Below are 26,487 nucleotides of genomic sequence, written 5' to 3'. Positions count from 1 at the left end.
GCGGCACGCGAACGGCGCCGGCACTCGCGCAGGCGAGCGCCGACGCCGTCGGCCCGTCATCGAGGAGACGCTAGAACATCGGCGTGCCGTCGCGCGTCAGCTTCCAGTCCACCGAGGCGAAGTCCTTCGGGTCCAGCACACCCTTGGCGGTGACCCACTCCGCGATCCGGGTGCGGATCTCCGTCGACTCCGACCACAGCTCCTTCGCCGTGGCCACGTGCGGGAAGGCGCCGCCGCCGTTGGCCCGGTAGTTGTTCACCGCGAGCACGAACTGCTGGGCGTCGTCCAGCGCGGCCCCGCCGAAGGTCAGGTTCTTGATCCGCGAACCGGCCGGCTGGGCGACGTCGATGTCGTACGCCAGTCCCGAGACGTAGTCGTAGTTGTAGTCCGGACGGCCGCCGGCGTTGGTCAGCTTCTCCACGTCGACGGCCGCGCCGGCGGCGGTCTGGACGAAGTACTCCGCGGAGTACTCCAGGTAGGCGCGCACCTGAGCGCCCGTCATCAGCTTCGCCACCAGCGTGTTGTCGTACACGTACAGGCTCGACAGGTCCCGGATGGTCACGTTGCCCGCGGGGATCTCCGAGGTACGGGAGAACGGCGAGGCCTGGGCGATCACCGGCAGCGAGGCGTACTCGGTGCCCTTGAGCGCGGCCTTGACCACGTCCTCCTGGACCTTGGTGATCAGGTCGATGATCGGGGCGTCCTTGTAGCGGGCGTCGACCGTGGTCAGCGTCTCGGTCGCCCGGCCCACGACCTGGTTCACGTACGCGACGACCTTGGCGTGCTCGTCGGTGAGCAGCTTGGTGATCTTCGGGTCGTCCGCGACCGAGTTGGAGTTGCGCAGCGACGCGGAGACCGACTCGACCTCCCACCTGCCCTTGCTGAACACCAGCTCGATGTCGAAGAGGGTGAGCCGCTCGGCGTAGCACAGCGGCTCGGACAGCACGACGGTCCGGCCGGTCTTCTCGTTGACGACCTTCAGCTCCGGGATCTCCAGGTGCGCGTGGCCGACCAGGATCGCGTCGATGCCCGGCACCTGCTTGGCCACGTTGGCGGCCGCGTTCTCCACGTACGGCACCTGGTCGCCGTACGACGACGTGCCCGACGTGCCCGAGTGCGCGGAGACGACGACCACGTCCGCGCCCAGCGCCTTCAGCTTCGGCACCCACTTCGCGGCCTGCTCCTCCAGGCCCTCGAACTTCAGCTTGCCCTGGACGTAGGCCTTGTCCCAGATGGCGATGCCCGGGTTGGTCAGACCGAGGACGGCGACCTTGACCGGCTTGGCGCCCGGCACGTGGAACGTCTTGACGAAGTACGGCGGGAAGGCCGGCTTGAGCGTCTTGGCGTCGACCGCGTTGGCGCCGAGGAGCGGGAAGTCGAGCTGCTCCTCGAAGCGGCGCAGGGTCTCGATGCCGTAGTTGAACTCGTGGTTGCCGAGCGCGGCGGCGTCGTACCCGATCGCGTTCATGGCCTGCGCCATCGGGTGCACGGGGCCGCCCTTGGCGGTGATCGGGTCGACCTTGGCGTAGTAGTACGTCAGCGGGGTGCCCTGGATGGTGTCACCGGCGTCCAGCAGCAGCGTGTTGCAGTGGCCCTTCTCCGCGCGCACCTGGTCGACCAGGGTGGAGATCCGGGACAGGCCCATGGCGTTGCCGGCCTTGTCGGAGTACTCCGCGTCCTTGAAGTAGTCCCAGTTGAAGACGTGCCCGTGCAGGTCGGTCGTGCCCATCACGGTCAGGGAGTACCGCTTCACCGGGTGACCGGGCTTCTTCTGCTCGGCCGCCTCGGCCGCCGGAGCCGCCGCCGCACCGGCGATCGCCACTCCCGCTCCGGTGGCGGCGGACTTCTTCAGGAACTTCCGGCGGTTCAACGGCATCTCTCGGCTCCTCGGCGAACGGTGGACAACGCGCGTAGATTCTGACCTGGGCATGACGTGGCGCAACAGGTCCGGGAGGTTGCGATCTGGTGACCTCTTCCCCGAACTCCTGGCCGGCGCGTCAGGAATTCGCTCATAGGAGCGGGTCGCCGCACAATTCAACACTTGTCAATAAGGCTTCACGCAAAGGTGGTTGAGTAGTCATGCGGCCCAGATTCTCTACCCGCGGGTAAGGCCTAGGCTCGAACCATGCGCCGAGCAAAGATCGTCTGTACCCTGGGTCCCGCCACCGACTCGTACGACCAGATCAAAGCACTGGTCGAGGCCGGAATGGACGTCGCCCGCTTCAACCTCAGCCACGGCACGTACGTCGACCACGAAGAGCGCTACCAGCGCGTGCGCAAGGCGGCCGACGAGACCGGCCGCAGCGTCGGACTCCTCGCGGACCTTCAAGGCCCGAAGATCCGGCTCGGCCGCTTCGCCGAAGGACCCGTACTCCTTGAACGCGGCGACACCTTCACCATCACCGTGGAGGACGGCGTCCAGGGCGACCGGCACCGGTGCGGCACCACCTACGCCGGCCTCGCCGCCGACGTCACCCCCGGCGAACGCGTCCTCGTGGACGACGGCAAGGTCTGCCTGGAGGTCACCGCGGTCGACGGCCCCCGCGTGCACACCCGCGTGGTCGAGGGCGGAATGATCTCCGACCACAAGGGCCTCAACCTCCCCGGCGTCGCCGTCTCCGTCCCCGCCCTCTCCGAGAAGGACGAGGACGACCTGCGCTGGGCGCTGCGCACCGGCTTCGACGTCGTCGCCCTCTCCTTCGTCCGCAGCGGCGACGACGTCCGGGCCGTGCACCGCATCATGGCCGAGCAGGGACGGCGCCTCCCGGTGATCGCCAAGATCGAGAAGCCCCAGGCGGTCGACAACCTCGACGGCATCGTCGCCGCCTTCGACGGCCTGATGGTCGCGCGCGGCGACCTCGGCGTGGAGATGCCCCTGGAACAGGTGCCGATCGTCCAGAAGCGCGCCGTCAAACTCGCCAAGCGCAACGCCAAGCCGGTCATCGTCGCCACCCAGATGCTCGACTCGATGATCGACAACTCCCGGCCGACCCGCGCCGAGGCGTCCGACGTGGCCAACGCCGTCCTCGACGGCACGGACGCGGTGATGCTCTCCGGCGAGACCAGCGTCGGCAAGTACCCCGTCGAGACCGTGCGCACCATGGCGAAGATCGTCGCCGCGGCCGAGGAGGACATGCTGGCCAAGGGCCTGCCGCCGCTGAACGAACGGAACAAGCCGCGCACCCAGGGCGGCGCGGTCGCCCGGGCCGCCGCCGAGATGGGCGACTTCCTCGGCGCGAAGTTCCTGGTGGCGTTCACCCAGTCGGGCGACACGGCCCGCCGGCTCTCCCGCTACCGCTCGCCGATCCCGCTGCTCGCCTTCACCCCCGAGCCGGCCACCCGCTCCCAGCTCAGCCTCACCTGGGGCGCCGAGACCTTCCTCGGCCCGCACGCGGACTCCACGGACGCGATGGTCGACCAGGTGGACGACCTGCTCCTCAGGTACGGCCGCTGCCGGAAGGGCGACACCGTGGTGATCACCGCCGGTTCCCCGCCCGGCGTCCCCGGCGCCACCAACATGGTCCGAGTCCACCACATCGGCGAGGACGACAGCCCGAAGTAACGCCCTTCTCAGCGCTTGGGGCCGACGTGGGCGTCCATGAGCGCCACGGAAGCCTGTCTGGCGACCGAGATGTTGTAGGGGACACCGCCGCGGGTGCAGTGCGTCCACTCGACGCCGAGCTTGTCGAGGGTGTCGGTGTACAGGCCCCGGATGTCGTCCGACCTGTTGGTGAAGAAGTAGCGCGGATACTCGTACCGCTTCCGCTCCCCGGACACCACACGCGTCGTCCAGTTGGTGATCCGGCACCCGTCGGAGTGAACGAGGCCGCGGACGAACTCCCAGGGGTGGGCGTCGACGACGACCCGCTGCCAGGGCTCTAGGACGATCGCCCGCTCGTGCTTCTTACCGGGGCCATGCTGGGGCAGCAGGCAGCACCAGTGCTTGGTGAAGGACCTGACGTCGACGCAGCCTGCACGTGCGGTGCGACTGACACCCGGTCCGGGCAGGACCCGGCGCATGGCGTCCTCGGCGGCATCGACCAGGCCAGGCCACGAGGCGGTGCATGTGATCGCGAGGTAGTGCTGCCTTGGCTTGGAGACGACATGGCCGTCGCCCAGATAGAGGCCCAGCAGGTACGCGTAGGCCGGGCGGTCTTCCGGGGTTCCCGGTGCGTCTCGGCACCGAATGCAGGGCGGTGTTCGGGGGAGTGGTTCCACTCGGCCCAGCCAGCAGGTGATCGCGTGTCGGGAGACGCCGATCTCCTTGCTGACGGAGTTCAGGCTTCGCCCCTGAGCCACCAGCGCGAGTGCCCGCTTGCGTGTGCTGAGGTCGTACATGCGACCAATTTGGGGCACAGGATTTCGCCGCGAGTAGCAAAAAGCGGATGTTCACGAGAACGTGGACATCCGCATTGTGGCGCGACCTTGGAATCTTAGGAAAAGTGCCCCGGGTGGGATTCGAACCCACGCTGTCGGTGGTTTGAGCACCGTGCCTCTACCGCTGGGCTACCGGGGCTTCCTGTAAAACAAAGGCCGACGGTAACCCCGCCGTGCCCCCACCTTACCGCAGCTAGGTAGGCTCTTGTCAGCAGTGCCCCTGCCCTGAACGAGGAGCCCCCGTGACCCCCGAGTCGCCCCAGCCCGTGGACGCGCCCGACGACGACAAGTCGCACGTGCCTCCGCTGACGACCCGAGTCGTCATCGCCGAGGACGAGGCCCTGATCCGGCTCGATCTGAAAGAGATGCTGGAGGAGGAGGGGTACACCGTCGTCGGTGAGGCGGGCGACGGTGAGCAGGCCGTGGAGCTGGCCCGCGAGCACAAGCCGGACCTGGTCATCCTGGACGTGAAGATGCCCAAGCTGGACGGCATCTCCGCGGCCGAGAAGATCGCCGAGGAGTCCATCGCACCGGTCCTGATGCTCACCGCCTTCTCGCAGCGCGACCTCGTCGAGCGGGCCCGCGACGCCGGCGCGATGGCGTACCTGGTCAAGCCGTTCAGCAAGAGCGACGTCGTGCCGGCCATCGAGATGGCCGTCTCCCGCTTCACCGAGCTGAAGCAGCTGGAGCAGGAGGTCGCGGACCTCACCTTGCGGCTGGAGACCCGCAAGCTGGTCGACCGCGCGAAGTCCGTCCTGCAGAGCGAGTACGGCCTGACCGAGCCGGCCGCCTTCCGCTGGATCCAGAAGACGTCCATGGACCGCCGGATGTCGATGCAGCAGGTCGCCGAGGCCGTCATCGCGGACAACGAGGAGAAGAAGGCCGCGAAGAACGGCTGACGTCCGCCCCCGCGCACACGACATTGCCCGCGCCCCCTCGAAAAGGGGCGCGGGCAATGTGGCGTGACCGGTCACGGCGGGCCGGCGAAAGCGCCTAGTCCTCGCCGAGGTAGGCCTTGCGCACCGACTCGTCGTGGAGCAGGTCCCGGCCCGTGCCGGACAGGACGATGCTGCCGACCTCCATGACGTGACCCCGGTCGGCGAGCGAGAGCGCCGCCTGGGCGTTCTGCTCGACCAGCAGGATCGTGGTGCCCTGGGACTTCAGCTCGGCGATCGTCGCCATGATCTTCTGCATCATGATCGGCGACAGTCCCATGGACGGCTCGTCCAGCATCAGCAGCTTGGGCTGGGACATCAGCGCCCTGCCCATCGCCAGCATCTGCTGCTCACCGCCCGAGAGGGTGCCGGCCGCCTGCTTCCTGCGCTCCCCGAGGATGGGGAACAGGTCGTAGGCGCGCTGGATGTCCTTCTCGATGCCCGGCCTGTCGTTGCGCAGGAACGCACCGAGGCGCAGGTTGTCCTCGATGGTCATGCGCGGGAAGATGTGCCGCCCCTCGGGGGAGTGGGCGAGGCCCAGCGAGACCACCTGGTGGGCCGGGACCTTCTTCAGCGACTTGCCGTTGAACTTGATCTGGCCGCCGACCGGCTTGAGCAGACCGGACAGCGTGCGCAGGGTGGTGGTCTTGCCGGCGCCGTTGGTGCCGATCAGGGTGACCACCTGGCCGGCCTCGACCTTGAACGAGATGCCCTTGACGGCTTCGATCTTGCCGTAGGCGACCCGCAGGTCCTCGACTTCGAGCAGTGCGGTCATCGGTCGTTCTCCTTGCCGGGCGCGGCGTCCGTCGTGGTCTCGGCCTGCGCCTCGGCAGCCTCGACCTCGGCGACCTCGTCGTCGCCGGGCGCGTTCTCGAAGGGCTCGCCCAGGTAGGCGGCGATCACCCGCTCGTCGCCCTGGACGGTCGCGCTGTCGCCCTCGATCAGCTTCTCGCCCTGCACGAGCACGGCCACCCGGTCGCACAGGTTCATGATGAAGCGCATGTCGTGCTCGATGACGAGGACGGCGATGCCCATGTCCCGGATGGCGAAGACCAGTTCCTCGGTGGCCCGGGTCTCCTGCGGGTTCATGCCGGCCGTCGGCTCGTCGAGGAGCAGCAGGCCCGGCTCGCTGGCGAGGGCGCGGGCGATCTCCAGCTTGCGCTGCTCTCCGTAGGGGAGGTTGCGGGCCAGGTGCTCGGCCTTCTTGTCCAGCCCCACGAACGCCAGCAGTTCCATGGCGCGCTCGCGGGAGGCCTTCTCCGCGCGGTGGAAGCCCGGTCCGCGCAGCAGCGCGGACCACAGGCCCTCCTTGGTGCGGGTGTGCCGGCCGACGAGCACGTTCTCCAGGACCGTCATGTTGGCGAACAGGCGGATGTTCTGGAAGGTGCGGGCGATGCCGGCCGCGGTGACCTTGAAGGACTTCGGCGGCAGTACGCCGCCCTTGTAGCGGACCTCGCCCTCGGTGGGGATGTAGAGGCCGGTCAGGCAGTTGAAGAAGGTCGTCTTGCCGGCGCCGTTGGGGCCGATCAGACCGACGATCTCGCCGCTGTTGACGGTGAGGTCGACGTTCCGTACGGCCGTCAGGCCGCCGAACCGCATGGTGACGCCGCGTGCGTCGAGGACGACCTCGCCGGGGGTGGAGGCGCCGGGGGCGGCGGCCTTGGTGGTGGTGTCGGTAGTCATCGTGGTCAGGCCCCTGCCTTGCTGAGGACGGCGGGCGCTTCGGTCTCCTCGTGGAACTCGAGCTGCCGACGCCGGTTGGGGATGAGGCCCTCCGGACGGAAGCGCATCAGCAGTACGAGCGCGACGCCGAAGGCGAAGAGCTGGTAGTCGCCCAGGAACTGGAGCTTGGCCGGGATCAGGTACAGCAGCGCGGCGCCGACCAGCGGACCGGCGATGGTGCCCATGCCGCCGAGGACCACCGCGGCCAGCAGGAAGGCCGAGTTGGGCGGCACGACGTGCGCGAACTGGTACTGCTCCGGGGTGACCGTGTAGGTGACGTGGGCCTGGACGGAGCCGGCCAGGCCGGCGAGGCAGGCACCGAGGGCGAAGGCGATGAGCTTGACCCGGAAGCCGTTGATGCCCATGGCGAGCGCCGCGGTCTCGTCCTCGCGGATGGCGATCCAGGCGCGGCCGATGCGGGAGTCGCTGCTGCGCCGGAAGACCACGACCACGATGAACGTGATGAGCAGCATCAGCAGGAAGTAGTTCGCGAACCGGCCGACGGTGGCGCCGAGGAGCTGGTGCTCCTGGCCGAAGTCGAAGCCCAGGATGTTCAGGTTCGGGATCGAGGAGATGCCGTTGGAGCCGTTGGTGACGTCCGGGCCGGAGGTGCCGTCCATGTTGAGGACGGTGATGCGGAAGATCTCACCGAAGCCGAGGGTCACGATGGCGAGGTAGTCGCCGCGCAGTCGCAGGGTCGGGGCGCCGATGAGGACACCGAAGACCATGGCGACGGCCGCGCCGAGCAGGGCGGAGGCCCAGAAGGGCCACTGCACGTGCAGGGGCGAGGACGGGGAGCCGGAGACCAGGGCCGCGGTGTAGGCGCCGACACCGAGGAAGGCGACGTAACCGAGGTCGAGGAGGCCGGCGAGGCCGACGACGATGTTCAGGCCGAGGGCGACGGTGGCGAAGATCAGGATGTAGACGCCGATCGTCGCGTACTGGTCGTTGGACTGGGTGAGCGGGAAGGCGGCCGCGGCGGCGAAGGCGCCGGCCATGGTGATGTTGCGGTGGCGGGCGGTGATCGCCGAGACCCGGGCCACGAGCCCGGCCTTGGCGAGCGCGCCGAAGCCGAAGCCGGCGGTGAGGAGGAAGCCGATGAACAGCTGGTCGTACTCGGTGCCGATGCCGTAGGTGAAGACGATCAGGCCGAGGGCCATGGCGGCCGCGATCACGAGGATCTCGGCGTAGGCCGGCAGCGTGCGGGCCGGGGCCGGGGCCTCGGAGGCGAACGCGGCCTTGACGTTGTTCCACTTCTGGCGGCTCTGGTGGCGGAACCGCTCGCGGCCGGTGTCGTCCGGGTCGAAGGGCTCGGGCTCCGGGCGCTCGAACGGCAGGGCCAGCGCGCCGAGCAGGGCGGCGAGGGTGGCGACGGCGACGACGTAACCGCCGGGCTCCAGGTTCACCAGGCCGCCCAGCTTGGCGCTGATGGCGATGACGGTGTACCAGGCGGTGGCGAACGTGCCGAGCGCGGCCGTCTTCAGGGCGCTGTCGGCGCTGCCGGGGGTGAGCCAGCCCAGTCCCTTGACGCCGTAGGAGGCGACGCCGAAGAGGGTGGTGAGGACGCCGCCGATCAGGACGAGGACCTGCAGGCCGCCCGGGTAGCCGTAGACCGTGAGGTCGCCGGGGAATTCGGCGGTCCAGGTCCAGGCGAGGAAGGTGGAGACGATCGTCAGGACGCCGCCGCCGGTGGCGAGGGCGCGTCCGAGCGGCGCGGGCAGACCGATCAGGCCGGCCTGGGCGGCCGTGGGGGTGCTGGGCGTCTCTGCTGCGGTGGTCTGTGTGGTCATCGGTGTCACGCCCTGTCCGCGACGCGCTCACCGAGCAGGCCCTGTGGCCTGAACAGGAGCACGAGGATGAGGAGTACGAACGCCCAGACGTCTGCCCAGGACTGGCTGCCGAACTTGTCCATGCCGGGGATGTCCGCGATGTAGGCGGTGGACAGTGCCTCGGCGACACCGAGGACGAGGCCGCCGAGCATGGCGCCGTAGATGTTGCCGATGCCGCCGAGGACGGCCGCGGTGAAGGCCTTCAGGCCGAGGATGAAGCCCATGCGGAAGTCGATCTGACCGTACTTCAGGCCGTAGGCGACCGATCCGACGGCGGCGAAGGCGGCGCCGAGGGCGAACGCGATCACGATGATGCGGTCGGTGTTGACGCCCATCAGCTTCGCGGTGTCCGGGTCCTGGGCGGTGGCCTGCATGCCGCGTCCGGTGCGGGTGCGCATCACGAAGTAGGCGAGGAAGGCCATGCTGAGGGGAGCGGCGGCGACCAGGAAGACATCACCGGTCTGGATGGTGACATTACCGATCTCGAAGGGGCCGCCCGGGATGCTCGGGAAGGTGCGGGCGCTCTTGGCGCCCGGGTACCAGGCCCACACCGCCTGCTGGAGGGCCAGGGAGAGGCCGATGGCGGTGATGAGGGGCGCGAGTCGCGGGGCGGTGCGCAGGGGGCGGTAGGCGAATCGTTCCGCTCCGACGGCGACGGTGACGGCCACCAGGATGGCGCCGATGAGCATCAGTGGCAGGGCCACCCACATCGAGGTGCCGTCGGGCAGGATGTACGCGTAGACCGTGAGCGCGCCGAACGCGCCGGTCATGAAGATCTCGCCGTGGGCGAAGTTGATGAGCTGGACGATGCCGTAGACCATGGTGTAGCCGATGGCGACCAGCCCGTACATGGATCCAAGTAGCAGGCCGTTGACCAGCTGCTGCGGCAGTTCGTTCACCGCAAGTCCTCCGAGACGTTCGGAAAGTTCGACGGATGAGGCCGGATGCGAGTCCGCGCGGGGCGCCAGTGGAACAGCGCCCCGCGCGGCTCAGGTGATGCGGGTTGTGGGTCAGCTGCCGTTGTAGGTGCCGGACTCCACGGCCTTCCAGGCGCCGCCCGTGACGGAGTAGACGGTGAGCTGCTTGTTGGTCGCGTCACCGTACTCGTCGAAGGAGACCTTGCCGGTCACACCGTCGAAGGAGACGTTCTGCATGGCCTCGGTGACCTTCGCGCGGGCGTCGTCCGGCAGCTTGCCGCCGTTGTCGTCGACGACCTTCTTGACGGCCTCGATGATCGACCAGGCGGAGTCGTAGGAGTAGCCGCCGTAGGCCGCGTACGCCTCCTTGTAGCCCCCCGCCTTGTAGTTGGCGACGAACTCCTTGGCGGACGGCAGCGTCTCGACCGGCGCGCCGACCGAGGTGGCGAGGTCACCGGTGCCGGAGGCGCCGGCCAGCTTGATGAAGTCGTCGGCGTAGATGCCGTCGCCGCCGACCAGCGGGATCTTGGCACCGGCGGCCTTGATCTGCTTGCTGAGCGGGCCGGCCTGCGGGTACTCGCCGCCGTAGTACACCACCTGGGCACCGGAGTTCTTCACCTTGGTGGCGACCGCGGAGAAGTCCTTGGTGTCGGGGTTGATGTGCTCGGTGCCGACGATCTTGCCGCCGAGCTTCTTGAACTCGTCGCTGAACGTCGCGGCGAGGCCGGCGCCGTACGTCTTCTTGTCGTCGATGATGAAGGCCTTCTTCTTCTTGGCCTTGTTGTAGACGTACTGCGCGGCGAACGGGCCCTGGATGGCGTCCGTGGTCGCGGTGCGGAAGTACGACTTGTACGCGCGGGTCTTCGACTTCTGCCAGTCGTCACCCTGGGTCAGCGCGGGGTTGGTGTTGGCCGGGGAGACCTCGACCAGCTTCGCGTCGTCGAAGACCTTCTGCATCGACTGGGCGACGGAGGAGTTCAGCGGGCCGACGACACCGAGGACGTCCTTCTCGCCGACGAACTTGGTGGCGTTCGACTGGCCGGAAGAGGGCTGCGCCTGGTCGTCCGCCGCCTCGATCTTGAAGGTGACGCCCTTGACGTAGTTCTTCTTGTTGGCCTGCTTGGCCGCGAGGTCCACCGAGTTCCTGATGCCCAGGCCGAGAGCGGACAGGTCGCCGGTCAGCGGGGCGTCGACGCCGATGACGACGGTGGTGCCGCCGCCGTTGGAGTCCGAGCCCTTGTCGCCGCTGTCGCGCGAGCCGCAGGCGGTGAGGGTGAGTGCTCCCGCCGCCAGGGCGGCGGTGATGGCGATGAGCGAACGTTGACGCACGATCAGTCCTTTCCGCTGAACGACCGCATCCCCGTGGAGGCGGTCGAGCCGCGCGCCTGGCCGAAGAGTGACGGGCCGGAGTGGAGAATCCGGCGGCGCGGTGACTGGCCGTGACTCTAAGCGTGTGTGGACAACGTGGAGGAGAGTCTGACCAAGGCTGTGACGCTCTTGTTATGACACGAGGTAATGCAGAGCGGTACCCGGTGGGGGGAACGGCGGAATTCCGGCCGTTTCGCCCCGTCCACATTGTGAGAACCCGCAGGACCGATCGAGATCCGTTCAGGCGTCTCGGGGGTTTTGGTGATTACTCAACACTGTTGCTGCAGGCGACTTTCAGAGCCTGCGAGAGGTGCTGCGCGTAGCGCGGACCGAGGATGAAACTGTGGTTTTGTATTGCACGCGTATTACGCAGAGTTACGTCCAGGAAAGGCATCCCGGCGTCCTTGGGGACTTTTCCGCATTCGGTCACGTGCATCGTTATGGTGATCATGCGGGCCGAACCCGCTCTTGTCCGGAAGGGTGCCGCGGGGTCCGTCGACAGCGTCAGCCCCGCGTACGGCTGGGTCACCCGGGTGACGGTGACAGGCGGCCCGGAATCCACGCCCACCAGCACCCCGAAGCGGAAGCTGCGCGGCGGGGCGCCGGCCGCGGCGGGCAGGTCCTCCAGGTAGGTCACGTCCACCACCTGTGCGGGGTAAGGCGCTGGCGAAGGCCGGGGAGTTGGGGCCGGGTGCGGTTGCCGCGGCCGGGTGCCGTAGAGGTATCCGCCGCCCGCCAGGAGGACGGCCAGCGCGGCGAGGCAGAGGGTCAGCCGCCGGTGGCGGGCGTACCGGACGGCGAGCGCGGCGCGCCTCCGGCCGGGCGAACGCAGGTGCACGGTGTACGAGTTGTCCTGGGCGGTGGTGCCTTCGCCGGGCTCCAGGGGGCCGATGCCGCTCACTGCCAGGGGCCTCCGCTCGGGGTCCCGTCACGGTAGCGCTCGGTGCACGCCCGGCGCGCCTGACGATCTATCAACTTGTCGACTCGCGTGTCGCCTTGGCTCTGTTGCGCGGCCCGTGCCGCGTCCACGACGTCCCGGAGGATCTCGTACTGCCCGTTGGACAGGCCCATCGACTGGTAATCGCCGTAGGTGCCGCTGTCGAGCACCCGGCGCGACCAGTGCGCGACGAGCCGGGAGCACAGCCCGGCGTCGGAGGCCGCCGACGCCGGGCCCGGTGCCGCGGAGCCGGATGCCGCCGGGACGGGGGTGGGGGCGGGCGCGGTGTGCGGCGCGCCGCCGGACCGGTCGCAGCCGGTCACCACGAGCAGCGCCGAGATCGCCGGCCCGAGCACCAGGAACCCCGCCCCCGCACGGAGGCCTCCTCGCCGTCCCATGTGCCGAAGCTAAGGGGGAGGAGCGGGGAGGGGCAACGGCCCTGCCGAGGCCCGGCGGCTCCCGGAGGGCTTGGCGCCTCGTGGCCGGGGCGGGTACGCGACAGCCCGGGGTGTGGTGCCTGGGCGACCCGGTACACGCGGCGGGAGCCGCCGGGGTGCTCGCCCGTGCGCGTTCGGTGGGGGCATGCGGCCGGGGGGCGGCTGCCAGGGGGTGGGGGGCGATCCCACCCGGGAGGCCGGTCACTCGGCCGGTGGGGGTGTCCTGTGCCTCGCAGGGGTGGGCGGGGGCCGCTTGGGAGGCGGGAGCCGCTCCCGGCCGGGCGTCGGCCGGTCGGCGGCGCGGGCGGGGTGTCGCGCGGCGGGCGCGCGGGAGGCGGAGGGGTGCCTGCCGCCCCACGGCCGCGGTGGTGCCGGGGGCGGCTGTGGGGCAGGGGGCGGTCAGTCGGCGGTGGGGCGGGGGGCGGGCGCGTCGCCCTGCTTCACGTCCCGCAGGAGGCAGGTCAGGCGGGCCGTGCAGACCCGGCGCCCCTCCTCGTCGCTGATCACGACCTCGTACGTCGCCGTCGAACGCCCCCGGTGCACGGGCGTGGCCACGCCGGTCACCAGGCCCGAACGGACACCGCGGTGGTGGGTGCAGTTCAGGTCCACGCCCACCGCGATCTTCGAGCTGCCGCCGTGCAGCATCGAACCGACCGAGCCCAGGGTCTCCGCCAGCACCGCGGAGGCGCCACCGTGCAGCAGGCCGTACGGCTGGGTGTTGCCCTCCACCGGCATCGTCCCGACGACCTTCTCCGGGCCGGCCTCCAGGATCTGCACACCCATCCGCGTGCCCAGGTGACCGGCAGAGAACAGGGCGGGCAGGTCCACGCCGAGCGCCGCGTACTCGTCGATGATCTCCTGCGGGAACTTCACTCGCTGCTGCTCACCCATCGGCCCGGCTCCGTTCGTCGTACACCTGTCTCTGGCTGAGCAAACGCTCAGTCGGTCGCCGATTGTTCCAGACGCCTTCCCGCGCGGTCCGCGAGGTCCGGCGTGGGGTGCTCCAGCCGTACGACGACGGACTTGCTGGCCGGGGTGTTGCTGGTGTCGGCGGTGGCGTCCAGCGGCACCAGCACGTTGGTCTCGGGGTAGTAGGCCGCCGCACAGCCCCGGGCCGTCGGGTAGAGGACGACACGGAAACCGGGCGCCCGCCGCTCCACACCGTCCCGCCACTCGCCCACCAGATCCACGTACGCCCCCTCGGCGACCCCCAGCCGCCGCGCGTCCTCGGGGTTCACCAGCACCACCCGGCGCCCGCCCGTGATGCCCCGGTAGCGGTCGTCGAGCCCGTAGATCGTGGTGTTGTACTGGTCGTGCGACCGCAGGGTCTGCAGCAGCAGCCGGCCCTCGGGCAGCTCGGGGTACTCCACCGGCGCCGCCGTGAAGTTCGCCTTGCCCGTGGCGGTCGGGAAACGGCGCTCGTCGCGCGGGGCGTGCGGCAGAGTGAAGCCGCCCGGCCGGGCCACGCGCGCGTTGAAGTCCTGGAACCCGGGGACCACGCGCGCAATGCGGTCACGGATCGCCGCGTAGTCCTCCTCGAACTCCGCCCACGGCACGACGCTGGCCTCACCGAGCACCCGGCGCGCCATCCGGCACACGATCGCCGGCTCCGACAGCAGCCCCGGACCCGCGGGCGCGAGCCGCCCGCGCGAGGCGTGCACCATGCCCATGGAGTCCTCGACCGTCACGAACTGCTCGCCGCCGCTCTGGACATCGCGCTCCGTGCGGCCCAGCGTCGGCAGGATCAGCGCCCGCGCGCCCGTGACGACGTGCGAGCGGTTCAGCTTGGTCGACACGTGCACCGTCAGCCGCGCGCGCCGCATCGCCGCCTCGGTCACCTCGGTGTCGGGGGAGGCGGAGACGAAGTTGCCGCCCATGGCGAAGAACACCTTCGCCTCCCCGTCGCGCAGCGCCCGGATGGCCCGGACGACGTCGAAGCCGTGCTCGCGCGGCGGCGCGAAGCCGAACTCCTTCTCCAGCGCGTCCAGGAAGGCCGGCGCGGGCCGCTCGAAGATGCCCATCGTCCGGTCGCCCTGCACGTTGCTGTGCCCGCGCACCGGGCACACCCCCGCGCCCGGACGCCCGATGTTGCCCCGCAGCAGCAGGAAGTTGACCACCTCGCGGATGGTCGGCACGGAGTGCTTGTGCTGGGTGAGGCCCATCGCCCAGCAGACGATGGTCCGCTTCGAGGCGAGCACCATGCGCAGGGCTTCCTCGATCTCCGCCCGGGACAGCCCCGTCGCGGCGAGCGTCTCCTCCCAGTCGGCGGCACGGGCGGCCGCGGCGAACTCCTCGAACCCGTGGGTGTGCTCGCGGACGAACGCCTCGTCCACCGCGCCGTCCGTCTCCAGGACCAGCTTGTTCAGCAGGCGGAAGAGGGCCTGGTCACCGCCGATGCGGATCTGCAGGAACAGATCGGTCAGCGCGGCGCCCTTGAGCATGCCCTTGGGGGTCTGCGGGTTCTTGAACCGCTCCAGACCCGCCTCGGGCAGCGGGTTCACGCTGATGATCCTCGCGCCGCCGGCCTTGGCCCGCTCCAGCGCGGTCAGCATGCGGGGGTGGTTCGTGCCCGGGTTCTGCCCGGCGACGATGATCAGGTCGGCCCGGTGCAAGTCCTCCAGCAGGACGCTGCCCTTGCCGATGCCGATGGTCTCGGACAGCGCCGACCCCGACGACTCGTGGCACATGTTCGAGCAGTCCGGCAGATTGTTCGTGCCCAGCTCGCGCGCGAAGAGCTGGTACAGGAACGCCGCCTCGTTGCTGGTGCGGCCCGAGGTGTAGAAGACGGCCTCGTCGGGGGAGTCCAGCGCCGCGATCTCCTCGGCGATGATGTCGAAGGCACGCTCCCAGCCCACCGGCTCGTAGTGCTCCCCGCCCTCGGGCAGGTACATCGGGTGGGTGAGCCGTCCCTGCTGCCCCAGCCAGTAACCGCTGCGGCCGGCCAGGTCCGCCACCGGGTGGGCGGCGAAGAACTCCGGGGTGACCCGGCGCAGCGTGGCCTCCTCGGCGACCGCCTTCGCGCCGTTCTCGCAGAACTCCGCCTTGTGCCGGTGGTCCGGCTCGGGCCAGGCGCATCCCGGGCAGTCGAAGCCGTCCTTCTGGTTCACGCGCAGCAGCGTCAGCGCGGTGCGCCGCACACCCATCTGCTGCTGGGCGATGCGCAGCGTGTGTCCGATGGCGGGCAGGCCCGCGGCCGCGTGCTTCGGCTCCGCGACCTGCGGCGCGTCCTGAACCGGATCACCCTTGGGCGGCTTCGTCGCCATCGCCCGCTCCCCCTTCGACAGCGTGTGAGAAGTACGGCGACGATCCTCCCACGCGCCTCCGACAGGGCCGCCGCCCCCCGCGCGGACGGGAACCACCGCGGGTGACGGCCCGGCCACCGACGGCGGCCCGCGCAACCGCCCCGCCCGGAGTGTCAGTGCGGCGTGGCAGGATCGGGGACGTGGCAGAGACAGCATCGAAGAAGACCGACAAGACCCCCGGCGGCACCCGTCCACGGCTGATGCTCATGGACGGGCACTCGCTGGCCTATCGCGCGTTCTTCGCGCTGCCCGCGGAGAATTTCACCACCGCGACCGGCCAGCCGACGAACGCCATCTACGGCTTCGCGTCGATGCTGGCCAACACCCTGCGTGACGAGGCGCCCACGCACTTCGCGGTGGCCTTCGACGTCTCGCGCAAGACGTGGCGCTCCGAGCGGTTCACGGAGTACAAGGCGAACCGGTCGAAGACCCCGGACGAGTTCAAGGGCCAGGTCGAGCTGATCGGCGAGCTGCTCGACGCGATGCACGCGCCGCGCTTCGCGGTCGACGGCTTCGAGGCGGACGACGTCATCGCCACGCTCGCCACCCAGGCCGAGGCCGAGGGCTTCGAGGTGCTGATCGTCACCGGCGACCGAGACTCCTTCCAGCTGGTCACCGAGCACACCACCGTGCTGTACCCCACGAAGGGCGTCTCGGAGCTGACCCGGTTCACCCCGGAGAAGGTTTTCGAGAAGTACGGATTGACGCCCGCCCAGTACCCGGACTTCGCGGCCCTGCGCGGCGACCCGTCCGACAACCTCCCCGGCATCCCCGGCGTCGGCGAGAAGACCGCCGCCAAGTGGATCAACCAGTTCGGGTCCTTCGCCGATCTGGTCGAGCGCGTCGAGGAGGTCAAGGGCAAGGCCGGGCAGAACCTCCGCGACCACCTGGAGGCCGTCAAGCTCAACCGCCTGCTCACCGAGCTGGAGCGCCGGGTCGAGCTGCCGAGGCCCGTCACGGACCTGGAGCGGACCCCGTACGACCGCAAGGCCGTCGCGATGATCCTGGACACCCTGGAGATCCGCAATCCGTCCCTGCGCGAGCGGCTCTTCGCCGTCGACCCCGGCGCCGAGGAGGCCGAGACCACCCCGATCGCCACGGAGGGCGTGGAACTCGACGGCACGATCCTGCGCACCGGCGAGCTGGCCCCCTGGCTGGCCGAGCACGGCGGGCAGACCCTGGGCGTCGCCACCGTCGGCACCTGGGCGCTGGGCACCGGCTCGGTCGCCGAGGTCGCCCTCGCCGCACCCGGGGGAGCGGCCGCCTGGTTCGACCCCACGGAGCTGGACGAGGCCGACGAGAACGCGCTCACGGCCTGGCTGGCCGACGCCGGCCGCCCCAAGGTGTTCCACGACGCCAAGGGCGCCATGCGCGTCTTCGCCGAGCACGGCTGGAGCATCGACGGCGTCCGCATGGACACCGCACTCGCCGCCTACCTGGTCAAGCCGGGCCGCCGCTCCTTCGACCTGGACGCGCTGTCCCTGGAGTACCTGCACCGCGAGCTGGTCCCGGCCGCCGCGGCCGACGGCCAGCTGGCCTTCGGGGCGGACGAGAGCGCCGAGGCCGAGGCCCTGATGGTCCAGGCCCGCGCGGTCCTGGACCTGGGCGAGGCCTTCGAGGCCCGGCTGCCCGAGGTCGGCGCCGCCGACCTGCTCCGGGACATGGAGCTGCCCACCTCCGCCCTGCTCGCCCGCATGGAGCGGCACGGCATCGCGGCCGACCGCACACACCTCGAGGCTATGGAGCAGATGTTCGCCGGCGCGGTGCAGCAGGCCGTGAAGGAGGCCCACGCGGCCGCCGGACACGAGTTCAACCTGGGCTCGCCCAAGCAGCTCCAGGAGGTCCTCTTCGGCGAGCTGGCCCTGCCGAAGACGAAGAAGACCAAGACCGGCTACACGACCGACGCCGACGCCCTGGCCTGGCTCGCGACCCAGACCGACAACGAGCTTCCGGTGATCATGCTGCGGCACCGGGAGCAGGCGAAGCTGCGCGTCACCGTCGAGGGCCTGATCAAGACCATCGCGGGCGACGGCCGTATCCACACCACCTTCAACCAGACGGTCGCCGCGACCGGCCGTCTCTCCTCCACGGACCCGAACCTGCAGAACATCCCGGTCCGCACGGACGAGGGCCGCGCGATCCGCCGCGGCTTCGTCGTCGGCGAGGGCTTCGAGTCCCTGATGACCGCCGACTACAGCCAGATCGAGCTGCGGGTGATGGCCCACCTCTCCGAGGACGAGGGCCTGATCCGGGCGTTCACCTCCGGCGAGGACCTGCACACCACGGCCGCCTCCCAGGTGTTCGGCGTCGAGCCCGCCGCGGTCGACGCCGAGATGCGGCGGAAGATCAAGGCGATGTCGTACGGGCTGGCCTACGGCCTGTCCGCGTTCGGCCTGTCCCAGCAGCTGAACATCGAGGCGGCCGAGGCGCGCGCCCTGATGGACGCCTACTTCGAGCGCTTCGGCGGGGTCCGGGACTACCTGCGCCGGGCGGTCGACGAGGCCCGGGCGACGGGCTACACGGCGACGATCTTCGGTCGCCGCCGCTATCTGCCGGACCTCAACAGCGACAACCGGCAGCGCCGTGAGGCGGCCGAGCGGATGGCCCTCAACGCGCCCATCCAGGGCACGGCGGCGGACATCGTCAAGATCGCCATGCTCAAGGTGGACAGCGCGCTGCGGGCGGCGGAGCTCAAGTCCCGCATGCTCCTCCAGGTCCACGACGAAATCGTCCTGGAGATCGCCCCCGGCGAGCGTGCGGCCGCGGAGGAGATCGTCCGCCGCGAGATGGCCGCCGCCGTCCAGCTCCGAGCCCCTCTGGACGTCTCGGTCGGCGTGGGCCCGGACTGGGAGTCGGCAGCGCACTAGGGCCTGTCGTTTGGATCATGCCGGCGGTCGCGGGGCGTGGCACGCGCATCTGCGGCGTTGTCGTCGGTTGTCGACGCTCCGCGTCGCCGCCCTCCTCCGCCTTGCAGCTGCACGCACCACGCCCCGCTCGGGTCGGCCGACAAGGCACCGTGAGCCAGGCCGGCCTGATCCGAACGACAGGCCCTAGCCCGCGGCGCTTCAGCAGGGGGCACCGCGGCCGGAGTGCCCTGACCCGGGTTCCGTGGGCGGGTGGCGCCCCCGCACCGGCGGAGCGGCGGCGTCTCACGATGCCCGCCGGCCGGGGGCGCCACGACTGCGGCGCCCCCGGCCGGCGGGCATGCCTCACCGGGCGCATCGGCGAGACCCCTCGCCGGTCGCGCGAGGTCGCGTAGGGGCCGAGAGGGTGTGGAGCCCACGGCGCCCTCGGACCCCGTCCTCACCAGCGGTCATACGATCCGGTGCCGCTACACCCGTCGGCCGAACCCCCGGAGGGGCCGTCACTCACGTGGCCCCCGCCAAAACGCCCCCCGGCCTCCGCAGCCGCAAAACTGCGGGCATGGGTATACGCATGCTTCACCGCCGGACGCCCGAGGCAGTCACCCGGGCCTGGGCGGTCACCGCCTCGGCGCAGGCCATGCCCGCCTCGCCGGTCCCGGCCCTCGCGGCCGACGCAAGCACCGCCCGCATCCCGGCCGACCCGGCCATGACCGTACGCAGGGCCGCGAACCGCGTCAGACGCGGGCTCGCCGGCCTGACCGCCCGCAGGGGCCCCGTCCCGGACTGGCGCCAGTGGGCCGACCTGACCCGCGGCTATCTCGCGCTCGCGCTCACCGCGCTCCCGAGGTCACGGCCCCGGCCCACCCTCACCGTCTTCGTCGCGTCCCTCACCGAGAGACCGGCCGCCCCCGGCCGGACCCGACCGTCCCAGCGGGGCTCCCGGCCCCCACAGGACCGTCCGGAACCCGGCACGGACGCCACACCCTGACCGCGACCGCGTACAGCAGCACACCGAGCAGCGAACCGGCGCCCACCCCGAAACAGAGGGTGGGCACCAGGTCCCACGCCCGCGGCGGCCCACCCCGCAGCTCCTCGAACCGCGCGACCCGCTGCACCGCCCCGGCCAGCGCGCAGCCGCCGAGCACCGCCAGCGCCCACCACCGGTCGCGCACGGACAGCACCGGCACCCCGGCGGGCCCGGACCGCGGCGCCCGCCGCAGCGCCCGTACCAGCACGACCGCGATCACCACGGCCCCGGCCACGGACGAGCCGTACTGCAGCCACGAGAACAGCGGCAGGCCCGCCGGACGGTCCCGCCCGATGGCCGGAATCAGCCGCGTCCCCCACCGGTCGTGATGCGTGAACGCGTCCCACACCACATGGGTCAGCGCACCCAGCACCGCCGAGCCGTACCACCGGCCCACAACGGCGGCCCGCACCCGCGCGCGGGGCGCCCCGCAGCGCAGCACGGCGGCCGGCCGGGCCTGCCACGCCCGGGGCAGCAGCGCGACCAGCGGCTCCCGGACGAGCAGCCACAACCCCACCAGGGCCCACGCGATGAGCACATCGACCGTGACGACCCCGGCGAACCCGTGCGTGACCACGCCGAATTCCATGGCGCCCGGCAGGACGCCCGCCGTGTAGTAGGTCAGGTCCGGCGCGAAGGAACCCGCGACGAGCACCGCCGGCACCAGCCCGGCCCGCCCGCCGCCGTCCCGGCGCAGAGCGGGCAGCACGGCCGCCGCGTGGCTGAGCGTGAACGGCAACGGGGCCCCCTCGAACGGTCGTCGGCCGTGGCACCGCAGCCGGTGATCACGTTCCGTCCAGTATGCGTGACCCCCTCCGGGGCGCCCGTACGACAACGGCAGTTGGCCAACCGGTGAAAATCGGGCGCGAACCGCTGCCCCGTCAAAGCAAGTTGTCGTAGGGTCACCTGGGTCCGCCGTGCCACGCGCACGGTCGAACACACATCGCACCAAGGCAAAGGCGGCACAGGGGCAACCACAGCACCGGGTCAACCGTCACACCAGAGCGAGGCAGACAGACGGAGACGGACGCAGCGGCGTCCACGGGAGGGGTTCACTCTATGGCGGCGCATTTCGGCAGTCGGCTGCGCAAGGGGGCGGCGACCACCGCCGTGGCCGCGGCGGCGGTAGCGGCTCTGTCCGCGTCCCAGGCTCCCGGAGCGACCGGCGAGGACCACGGCAGACAGACCGCGGCCGGCGCCGCCACCGCCGCACCCGACCTGACCACCGACTCCAGCGGTGACGCCACCGGCAGCTCCCCCTACTACACGGACCTGCCGCCGCTGAACAGCCCCGAGCCCAGCCCCTCGTCGAGCATCGGCACCCCTGTCGTCAGGGGCGGCTCCGAGGCAGGCATCCCCGCGACCGTCCTCGACGCCTACAAGCGGGCCGAGGCCGAACTCCGCGCCTCCAAGCCCGGCTGCAACCTGCCCTGGCAGTTGCTCGCCGCGATCGGCAAGGTCGAGTCGGGCCAGGCACGCGGCGGCCGGGTCGACGCGAACGGCACCACGCTGGGCCGGATCCTCGGCCCCCAGCTCGACGGCAACGGCTTCGCCCTCATCCCGGACACCGACCACGGCGCGTACGACGGCAACAGCCGGTACGACCAGGCCGTCGGCCCCATGCAGTTCATCCCGTCGACCTGGGCCTGGGCCGGCCGCGACGGCAACGACGACGGCAAGTCGGACCCCAACAACATCTACGACGCCGCTCTCGCCGCCGGGCACTACCTGTGCCGCAACGACTGGGACATGTCGTCCACGGCCGGCCTGCACAGCGCGATCCTCAGCTACAACAACTCCCAGGACTACCTGAACCTCGTCCTGAACTGGGTGGATTACTACCGCAAGGGCACCCACACCGTGCCCGACGGGACCGGCCCGGTGCCGGAGCACCGCAGCGACGACAGCACCCCGCACCACGGCACCTCCCCGAAGCCCTCGGACCCGCCCTCCGGCAAGCCGCACCGGAAGCCGCACGAGAAGCCGGACGGGAAGCCGGACGAGCCGCGCGAGCCCGGCGGCGGCGAGAGCCCGAAGCCGCCCGCCCCGCCGAAGCCGCCCGTGCCGCCGACGCCCCCGCAGACCCCCACCGACACGGTGGACCACCTGGAGGACGCGGGCACGGCCAAGCTCACCGCGACGGCCGGAGACGCCTTCGCCGAGCGCATCGGCACCCGCGCCGAGACCAAGGCCGGCAAGACCGTCGGCAAGGTCAGGGTCCGGTTCACCATCACCGGGGACACCGACGCCACCTTCGTCGGCGGCGAGCGGGTCGCCGCCGTCGCCACGGACGCCAAGGGCACCGCGCACGCCCCGGCGCTCCAGGCAGGCGAGAAGACCGGCACCTTCAAGATCACCGCGACCGTCGTGGGCCGCCCGGTCAAGGGCGTCGACTACACCGCCACCGTCACCGAGCGCACCGCCGACACCCTCGCCCGCACCGGCGACACCCCGCTCACCTGCACCCCGGGCGGCGAGTTCGCCGACCAGGTCCAGCTGAAGGCGACGTTCAAGGGTGCCGTCGCGGACAAGGTCGCGGCCACCGCCACCCTGATCAAGTCCGACACCGACGCCACCGAGAACGACAAGGGCCCGTACTTCAAGGACGCCGACGGCAAGCCCGTACGCACCCTCACCGGCCTCCGGACGGACGGCAAGGGCCTGCTCACCCTGCCCAAGCTGTACGCGGACGACACCACCGGCACCTACCTGCTCCGCGTCACCACCGCGGGCGGTGCGACGCTCACCGTCGAGCTGAAGGTCGCGCCGGCCGCGGACTCCTCCGGCGACCCGGGCACGACCCCGAGCGCCACCCCGAGCCCGTCCGCCTCCGGCTGAGGACGTACACGACGACAGGGCGCCCTCCCCGCTCCGGCGGGGAGGGCGCCCTCGTTCGTGCGTGCACCGCTGTTCTCATCTCGCCCGGCCGTTGCTACGGTGCCGAACCTGACCTCACCTGACGATCCATCAGGGACCAGTCAGGTCACCGCCGTCCGCCGGGAGGCCCCGCATGCGCGCCCTCGCAGCCGCCGCGACCGGTCTCGTCCTCGCGCTCGCCCTGGTCCTCACGATCAGCGCGACGGGCGCACCGACGGGCGGCACGTCACCCAAACCGCTGCTGACGACGGTGCCCGCGCACCCGTAGCCGCGCCCGTCCAGGAGGGAGGCCGGCATGCGCCGCAAGGCCAGCCTGGTCCTGCTCGCCTGCGCCGTGTTCTGCGCGGCGCTGTCCCCCCTGCTGCGCTGGTACGCCTTCCCGCGCCTGGCGAGGATCCCCGCCGGCCAGTACCAGGACATGGTCCTGGAGGCCAAGGACGCCACCCTCCTCGACTACGGCACCATGCGGGCGAAGAAGGTCTCCAAGGTCACCATCGTCCAGACCCTCAAGGGCGACGTGGAAGCCGCGAAGAGGATCGAGCGGACGGCGGACCGGCCCGTCGTCGTCTGGGACAGCCTGTCCTACGTCCAGGGCCCCGACGGCAAGATGGTCTCCCGCATCCCCGAGCGCTACATCTTCGACGCCCACAGCCAGGACCCGGTGCACGCCACCGGGGAGAGCGTCGACGGCGACCCGGTACGGCGCGACGGCATCGAGTTCAAGTGGCCGTTCCTCACGCAGAAGCGGGACTACGAGTACTTCGACGCGCAGACCCGCACCACCGGCCCCATCCACTACAAGGGCACCCGCACCTTCCGCGGCCTGGACGTCTACTACTTCGAGCAGACCGTCCCCTGGACCAAGGTGCCCATGCCCAAGACCATGCCGGTGCAGGGCATCACCCCGCAGTCCGTCGCCAGGACCGGCACCACCCGCTGGTACACCACCGTCCGCAGGTTCTGGGTCGAACCCGTCACCGGCGCACCCGTCTACGGCGAGGAGATCCACCGGGAGGAACTGCGCGGCGGCACCCTGCTCGGCGACCGCGCCAAGGTCACCGCCTTCGCCGGGCACGTGAAGATGCGCGAGGACTACATCGAGCACACGGTCGCCCTGGTGAAGCACAACCGCACCCTGGTCCTCATGCTCACCTCCTACGTCCCCCGGGGCTCCCTGGTCCTCAGCCTGCTGCTGCTCGCCCTGTCCCTCTGCCTGGAGGCCCGCGCCCGCCGCCCGCGGGACCCGGACGACCCGGAGGCGAGCGAGACCGCCGCACCCGAACCGGTCAGCGCCTGAGCCGCGCGTTCGTGTGCCGGGTCGGCTCGGCCGCGGCCGGGTCCTCCGGCCACGGATGCTTCGGATAACGCCCGCGCAGCTCCGCCCGCACACCCCGGTAGCCGTCCGCCCAGAAGGAGGCGAGGTCGGCCGTGACGGCGGCGGGCCGCCCGGCGGGGGAGAGCAGGTGCACCAGCAACGGCACCCCCGCCACGGCCGGCGTCCGCCGCAGTCCGAACATCTCCTGCAGCTTCACCGCGAGAACCGGCCGCTCGGCATCCCGGTAGTCGATCCGGATCCTGGACCCGCTGGGCACGGTGATCCGCTCCGGCGCCAGCTCGTCCAGCCGCGCCGCCTCGCCGCTCGCCCAGGGAAGCAGCCGCGCGAGCGCCTGCCCGGCGTCGATCCGGGCGAGATCCGCCCGCCGCCGGGCCCGGCCCAGCTCGGGCTCCAGCCATTCGTCCACGCGCGCGTACAGCGCCGCGTCCGACACGTCCGGCCACGGCTCCCCGAGGTGCGCGCGCAGGAACGCCAGCCGCTGCCGCAGCACCACCGCGTCCGGCGACCAGCGCAGCAGCTCCGGCCCCTCCTGCCGCAGCCCTTCGAGCAGGGCGGCGCGGACGAGCGCGGGGTCGGCGTCCCGCAGCGGCCGCACGGCCAGCTCGATCGCCCCCAGCCGCTCGACCCGCCGGGCCACGACGTCCCCGTCCGCCCAGTGCACCTCCTCGCGCTCCTCCAGAAGCGCCCGCGCGGCCGCCCGCGCCACGTCCTCCGGCACGGCGGCGCCAAGCCGCACGCGCGCGTGCCCCTTCCCGGCGGGCCGGTCGGCCACGGCCACGACGATCCACGGCGCCCCGCGCAGCCCCGACCCGTCCGACACCTCGGCCCGCGTCCCGGAAGCCATCAGATACGACCCCCCGTCCGCCTTGGCGACCCGCTCGGGAAACGCGAGCGCGGACACCAGCCCGGCCAGTCCGTCGTCCCCGCCGGCCCCCGCGACCGGACCGGCGCCGGTGCCGCCGGGCACCGCTCCCGCCCCGGTGGCCGCCTCCGGCCCGCGCCACCCCGCCGGGCGCTCCGACTCCCCGGAGACACCCCGCAGACGCCGTACCTCCGCGGTCCAGCGCCCCGCGTACGCGTCACCCCCGCGCCGCGCCCGCCGCAGCGCGGCCGCGAGATCGTCCCCGTACTCCCGCGGCACCTCCTCGGAGAGCAGCGCGACCACCGGCGCACCCGCACCGGCCGTGTCCAGCAGCGCCCGCCCCAGCCGGGGATGCACACCCAGCCGGGCCAGCCGTCCGCCCACCGCCGTGGCCCGCCCCGCCGAGTCCACCGCCCCCACCGCCGCCAGCGCCGAGCGCGCCGCCGTCATCGCCCCGCCGGGCGGCGGATCGAGCAACGCCAGCCCCGACGCGTCCGGATCGCCCCAGCAGGCCACCTGAAGGGCGAACGCCGTCAGATCGGCCACCTTGATCTCCGGAGCCGGAAACGCCGGCAGACGGCCGTCCTCCGCCTCGGACCAGCACCGGTACACCACCCCCGGCGCCTCCCGCCCGGCCCGCCCCGCCCGCTGCCGCCCCGCCGCCCGCGACGCCCGCACCGTCGTCAGCCCGCTCAGCCCGCGCGCGTGGTCCACCCGGGGCTCCCGCGCGAGCCCGGAGTCCACCACCACCCGCACCCCCGGCACGGTCAGCGACGACTCGGCGACCGACGTGGCCAGCACCACCCTGCGCCGTCGGCCCGGCGCCAGCACCGCGTCCTGCACGGCGGCCGGCGCCCGCCCGTGCACCTGGAGCACGTCGACGTCACCGAGATCCCCCAGCTGCCCCGCCACCCGCGCGATCTCCCCCACACCGGGCAGGAAACACAGCACGTCCCCCGCCCGCTCCGCCAGCGCTCGCCGCACCACCGACGCCACGTGCGCCAGCAGCGCGGGATCCACCCGCATCCCGTGCGGCGGCCGCACCGGACGCGCCGGGGGCGCCCACACCGGCTCCACGGGATACGCGGCACCCGACGCCTCCACCACCGGCGCACCGCCCAGCAGCCGCGCCCACCCCTCCGCGTCCGTGGTCGCCGACGCCGCCAGCAGCCGCAGCTCCGGCCGCAGCGCCTGCCGTACGTCCCACAGGAACGCCGCCGCCGTGTCGGCGTCCAGATGCCGCTCGTGGCACTCGTCGAGGACGACGACGTCCACACCCGCGAGCTCCTGGTCGCGCTGCAACCGCTGCAGCAGCACGCCCGTCGTCACGACCTCCACGCGCGTGTGCCGCCCCACGGACCGCTCGCCGCGCACCGTGAAGCCCACGCTCTCGCCGGGCCGCTCGCCCAGCAGCCACGCCATCCGCCGGGCCGCCGCCCGCGCCGCGATCCGCCGCGGCTCGGCCACCACGACCCGCCGCGCGGGCCCACCCCCGACCAGCCCCGCCAGCACGAGCGGCACCAGCGTCGTCTTCCCGGTGCCGGGCGGCGCCACCAGCACGGCGGTGCCGTCACCCTCCAGGGCGTCGGTCAGGGCGGGCAGGGCCGAGCGCACGGGCAGCGCGTCCAGGGCGTCGTAGCGGATCACGCCCCCAGTGTCGTACGAGCACGCGAAAGGCCCGCACGCGCGCGTACGGG

The 26,487-nt window shown here is 71.6% G+C and carries 19 protein-coding genes and 1 tRNA gene; 6 read left to right on the top strand and 14 right to left on the bottom strand.

All coding sequences use genetic code 11. The annotated features are described in order from the left end of the window. Positions 1–70 precede the first annotated feature (70 nt). Positions 71–1,876 carry a bifunctional metallophosphatase/5'-nucleotidase gene (locus N8I86_RS11235; protein WP_263277700.1) on the bottom strand — a complete coding sequence of 602 codons (1,806 nt, stop codon included), beginning with the start codon at positions 1,874–1,876 and terminating at the stop codon, positions 71–73. A 249-nt stretch (positions 1,877–2,125) separates the two neighbouring features. On the opposite strand from N8I86_RS11235, the gene pyk reads away from it, so the two are divergent. Continuing rightward, entirely contained in the window at positions 2,126–3,562 is a 1,437-nt protein-coding gene (pyk, locus tag N8I86_RS11230) for a pyruvate kinase (protein WP_073892747.1), read from the top strand. 8 nt (positions 3,563–3,570) lie between these two features. Here the strand turns inward: pyk and N8I86_RS11225 are convergent, their stop codons facing one another. Together N8I86_RS11225 and N8I86_RS11220 are read right to left on the bottom strand one after the other, a co-directional pair. Continuing rightward, on the bottom strand, positions 3,571–4,338 hold the full coding sequence (locus N8I86_RS11225) for a transposase (protein WP_263277699.1): 768 nt from the start codon (positions 4,336–4,338) through the stop codon (positions 3,571–3,573). Between the two features lie 105 nt (positions 4,339–4,443). Beyond that, a tRNA-Leu gene (locus N8I86_RS11220) sits at positions 4,444–4,516 on the bottom strand. Between the two features lie 103 nt (positions 4,517–4,619). On the opposite strand from N8I86_RS11220, the gene N8I86_RS11215 reads away from it, so the two are divergent. Further along, on the top strand, positions 4,620–5,276 hold the full coding sequence (locus tag N8I86_RS11215; RefSeq protein ID WP_073892743.1) for an ANTAR domain-containing response regulator: 657 nt from the start codon (positions 4,620–4,622) through the stop codon (positions 5,274–5,276). 94 nt (positions 5,277–5,370) lie between these two features. Here the strand turns inward: N8I86_RS11215 and N8I86_RS11210 are convergent, their stop codons facing one another. The 9 genes from N8I86_RS11210 to N8I86_RS11170 form a co-directional block, all read right to left on the bottom strand. After that, positions 5,371–6,087 carry an ABC transporter ATP-binding protein gene (locus tag N8I86_RS11210; RefSeq protein ID WP_073892741.1) on the bottom strand — a complete coding sequence of 239 codons (717 nt, stop codon included), beginning with the start codon at positions 6,085–6,087 and terminating at the stop codon, positions 5,371–5,373. Continuing rightward, complete coding sequence (locus N8I86_RS11205; protein WP_263277698.1) at positions 6,084–6,995, bottom strand: ABC transporter ATP-binding protein; 912 nt, start codon at positions 6,993–6,995, stop codon at positions 6,084–6,086. The genes N8I86_RS11210 and N8I86_RS11205 overlap by 4 nt, the downstream gene beginning before the upstream one ends. Positions 6,996–7,000: 5 nt before the next feature. Then, entirely contained in the window at positions 7,001–8,824 is a 1,824-nt protein-coding gene (locus N8I86_RS11200) for a branched-chain amino acid ABC transporter permease (protein ID WP_263277697.1), read from the bottom strand. A gap of 5 nt (positions 8,825–8,829) precedes the next feature. Further along, the gene (locus tag N8I86_RS11195; protein WP_073892735.1) at positions 8,830–9,762 is read right to left on the bottom strand and encodes a branched-chain amino acid ABC transporter permease; all 933 of its coding nucleotides are present in this window, start codon (positions 9,760–9,762) and stop codon (positions 8,830–8,832) included. Between the two features lie 111 nt (positions 9,763–9,873). Continuing rightward, the gene (locus tag N8I86_RS11190; protein ID WP_073892733.1) at positions 9,874–11,109 is read right to left on the bottom strand and encodes a branched-chain amino acid ABC transporter substrate-binding protein; all 1,236 of its coding nucleotides are present in this window, start codon (positions 11,107–11,109) and stop codon (positions 9,874–9,876) included. Between the two features lie 304 nt (positions 11,110–11,413). Continuing rightward, a complete protein-coding gene (locus N8I86_RS11185; RefSeq protein WP_263277696.1) occupies positions 11,414–12,049 on the bottom strand; it encodes a Tat pathway signal sequence domain protein in 636 nt (211 codons plus the stop codon). Continuing rightward, the gene (locus tag N8I86_RS11180; protein WP_263277695.1) at positions 12,046–12,483 is read right to left on the bottom strand and encodes a hypothetical protein; all 438 of its coding nucleotides are present in this window, start codon (positions 12,481–12,483) and stop codon (positions 12,046–12,048) included. Before N8I86_RS11180 ends, N8I86_RS11185 begins: the two co-directional genes overlap by 4 nt. A gap of 438 nt (positions 12,484–12,921) precedes the next feature. Beyond that, positions 12,922–13,413 (bottom strand): hotdog fold thioesterase, encoded by a 492-nt coding sequence (locus N8I86_RS11175; RefSeq protein WP_263277694.1) that lies wholly within the window; start codon positions 13,411–13,413, stop codon positions 12,922–12,924. A gap of 47 nt (positions 13,414–13,460) precedes the next feature. Further along, on the bottom strand, positions 13,461–15,785 hold the full coding sequence (locus tag N8I86_RS11170) for an FdhF/YdeP family oxidoreductase (protein ID WP_263277693.1): 2,325 nt from the start codon (positions 15,783–15,785) through the stop codon (positions 13,461–13,463). A 179-nt stretch (positions 15,786–15,964) separates the two neighbouring features. Between N8I86_RS11170 and polA the strand changes: the two genes are divergently transcribed. Further along, a complete protein-coding gene (gene polA, locus N8I86_RS11165) occupies positions 15,965–18,691 on the top strand; it encodes a DNA polymerase I (RefSeq protein WP_073892725.1) in 2,727 nt (908 codons plus the stop codon). A gap of 884 nt (positions 18,692–19,575) precedes the next feature. Here polA and N8I86_RS11160 read toward each other — a convergent pair. Next, entirely contained in the window at positions 19,576–20,454 is an 879-nt protein-coding gene (locus N8I86_RS11160) for a DUF4184 family protein (protein WP_073892721.1), read from the bottom strand. 320 nt (positions 20,455–20,774) lie between these two features. Here N8I86_RS11160 and N8I86_RS11155 point away from each other — a divergent pair, with 320 nt between their 5' ends. From N8I86_RS11155 to N8I86_RS11145, 3 genes are all read left to right on the top strand, one after another. Then, positions 20,775–22,553 (top strand): lytic transglycosylase domain-containing protein, encoded by a 1,779-nt coding sequence (locus N8I86_RS11155; RefSeq protein WP_263277692.1) that lies wholly within the window; start codon positions 20,775–20,777, stop codon positions 22,551–22,553. A 172-nt stretch (positions 22,554–22,725) separates the two neighbouring features. Beyond that, the gene (locus tag N8I86_RS11150) at positions 22,726–22,860 is read left to right on the top strand and encodes an SPW_0924 family protein (RefSeq protein ID WP_107423677.1); all 135 of its coding nucleotides are present in this window, start codon (positions 22,726–22,728) and stop codon (positions 22,858–22,860) included. 27 nt (positions 22,861–22,887) lie between these two features. Further along, positions 22,888–23,889, top strand: a complete 1,002-nt coding sequence (locus N8I86_RS11145; protein WP_263277691.1) for a cell envelope lipid trafficking protein PgfA — start codon at positions 22,888–22,890, stop codon at positions 23,887–23,889. Here the strand turns inward: N8I86_RS11145 and hrpB are convergent. Then, a complete protein-coding gene (gene hrpB / locus N8I86_RS11140) occupies positions 23,879–26,437 on the bottom strand; it encodes an ATP-dependent helicase HrpB (RefSeq protein WP_263277690.1) in 2,559 nt (852 codons plus the stop codon). The two genes, N8I86_RS11145 and hrpB, sit on opposite strands and share 11 nt — an antisense overlap. Positions 26,438–26,487 lie beyond the last annotated feature (50 nt).

It is taken from the genome of Streptomyces albidicamelliae, assembly GCF_025642175.1.
Taxonomy (GTDB): domain Bacteria; phylum Actinomycetota; class Actinomycetes; order Streptomycetales; family Streptomycetaceae; genus Streptomyces; species Streptomyces albidocamelliae.
This window is presented reverse-complemented; position numbering and strand designations above follow the sequence as displayed.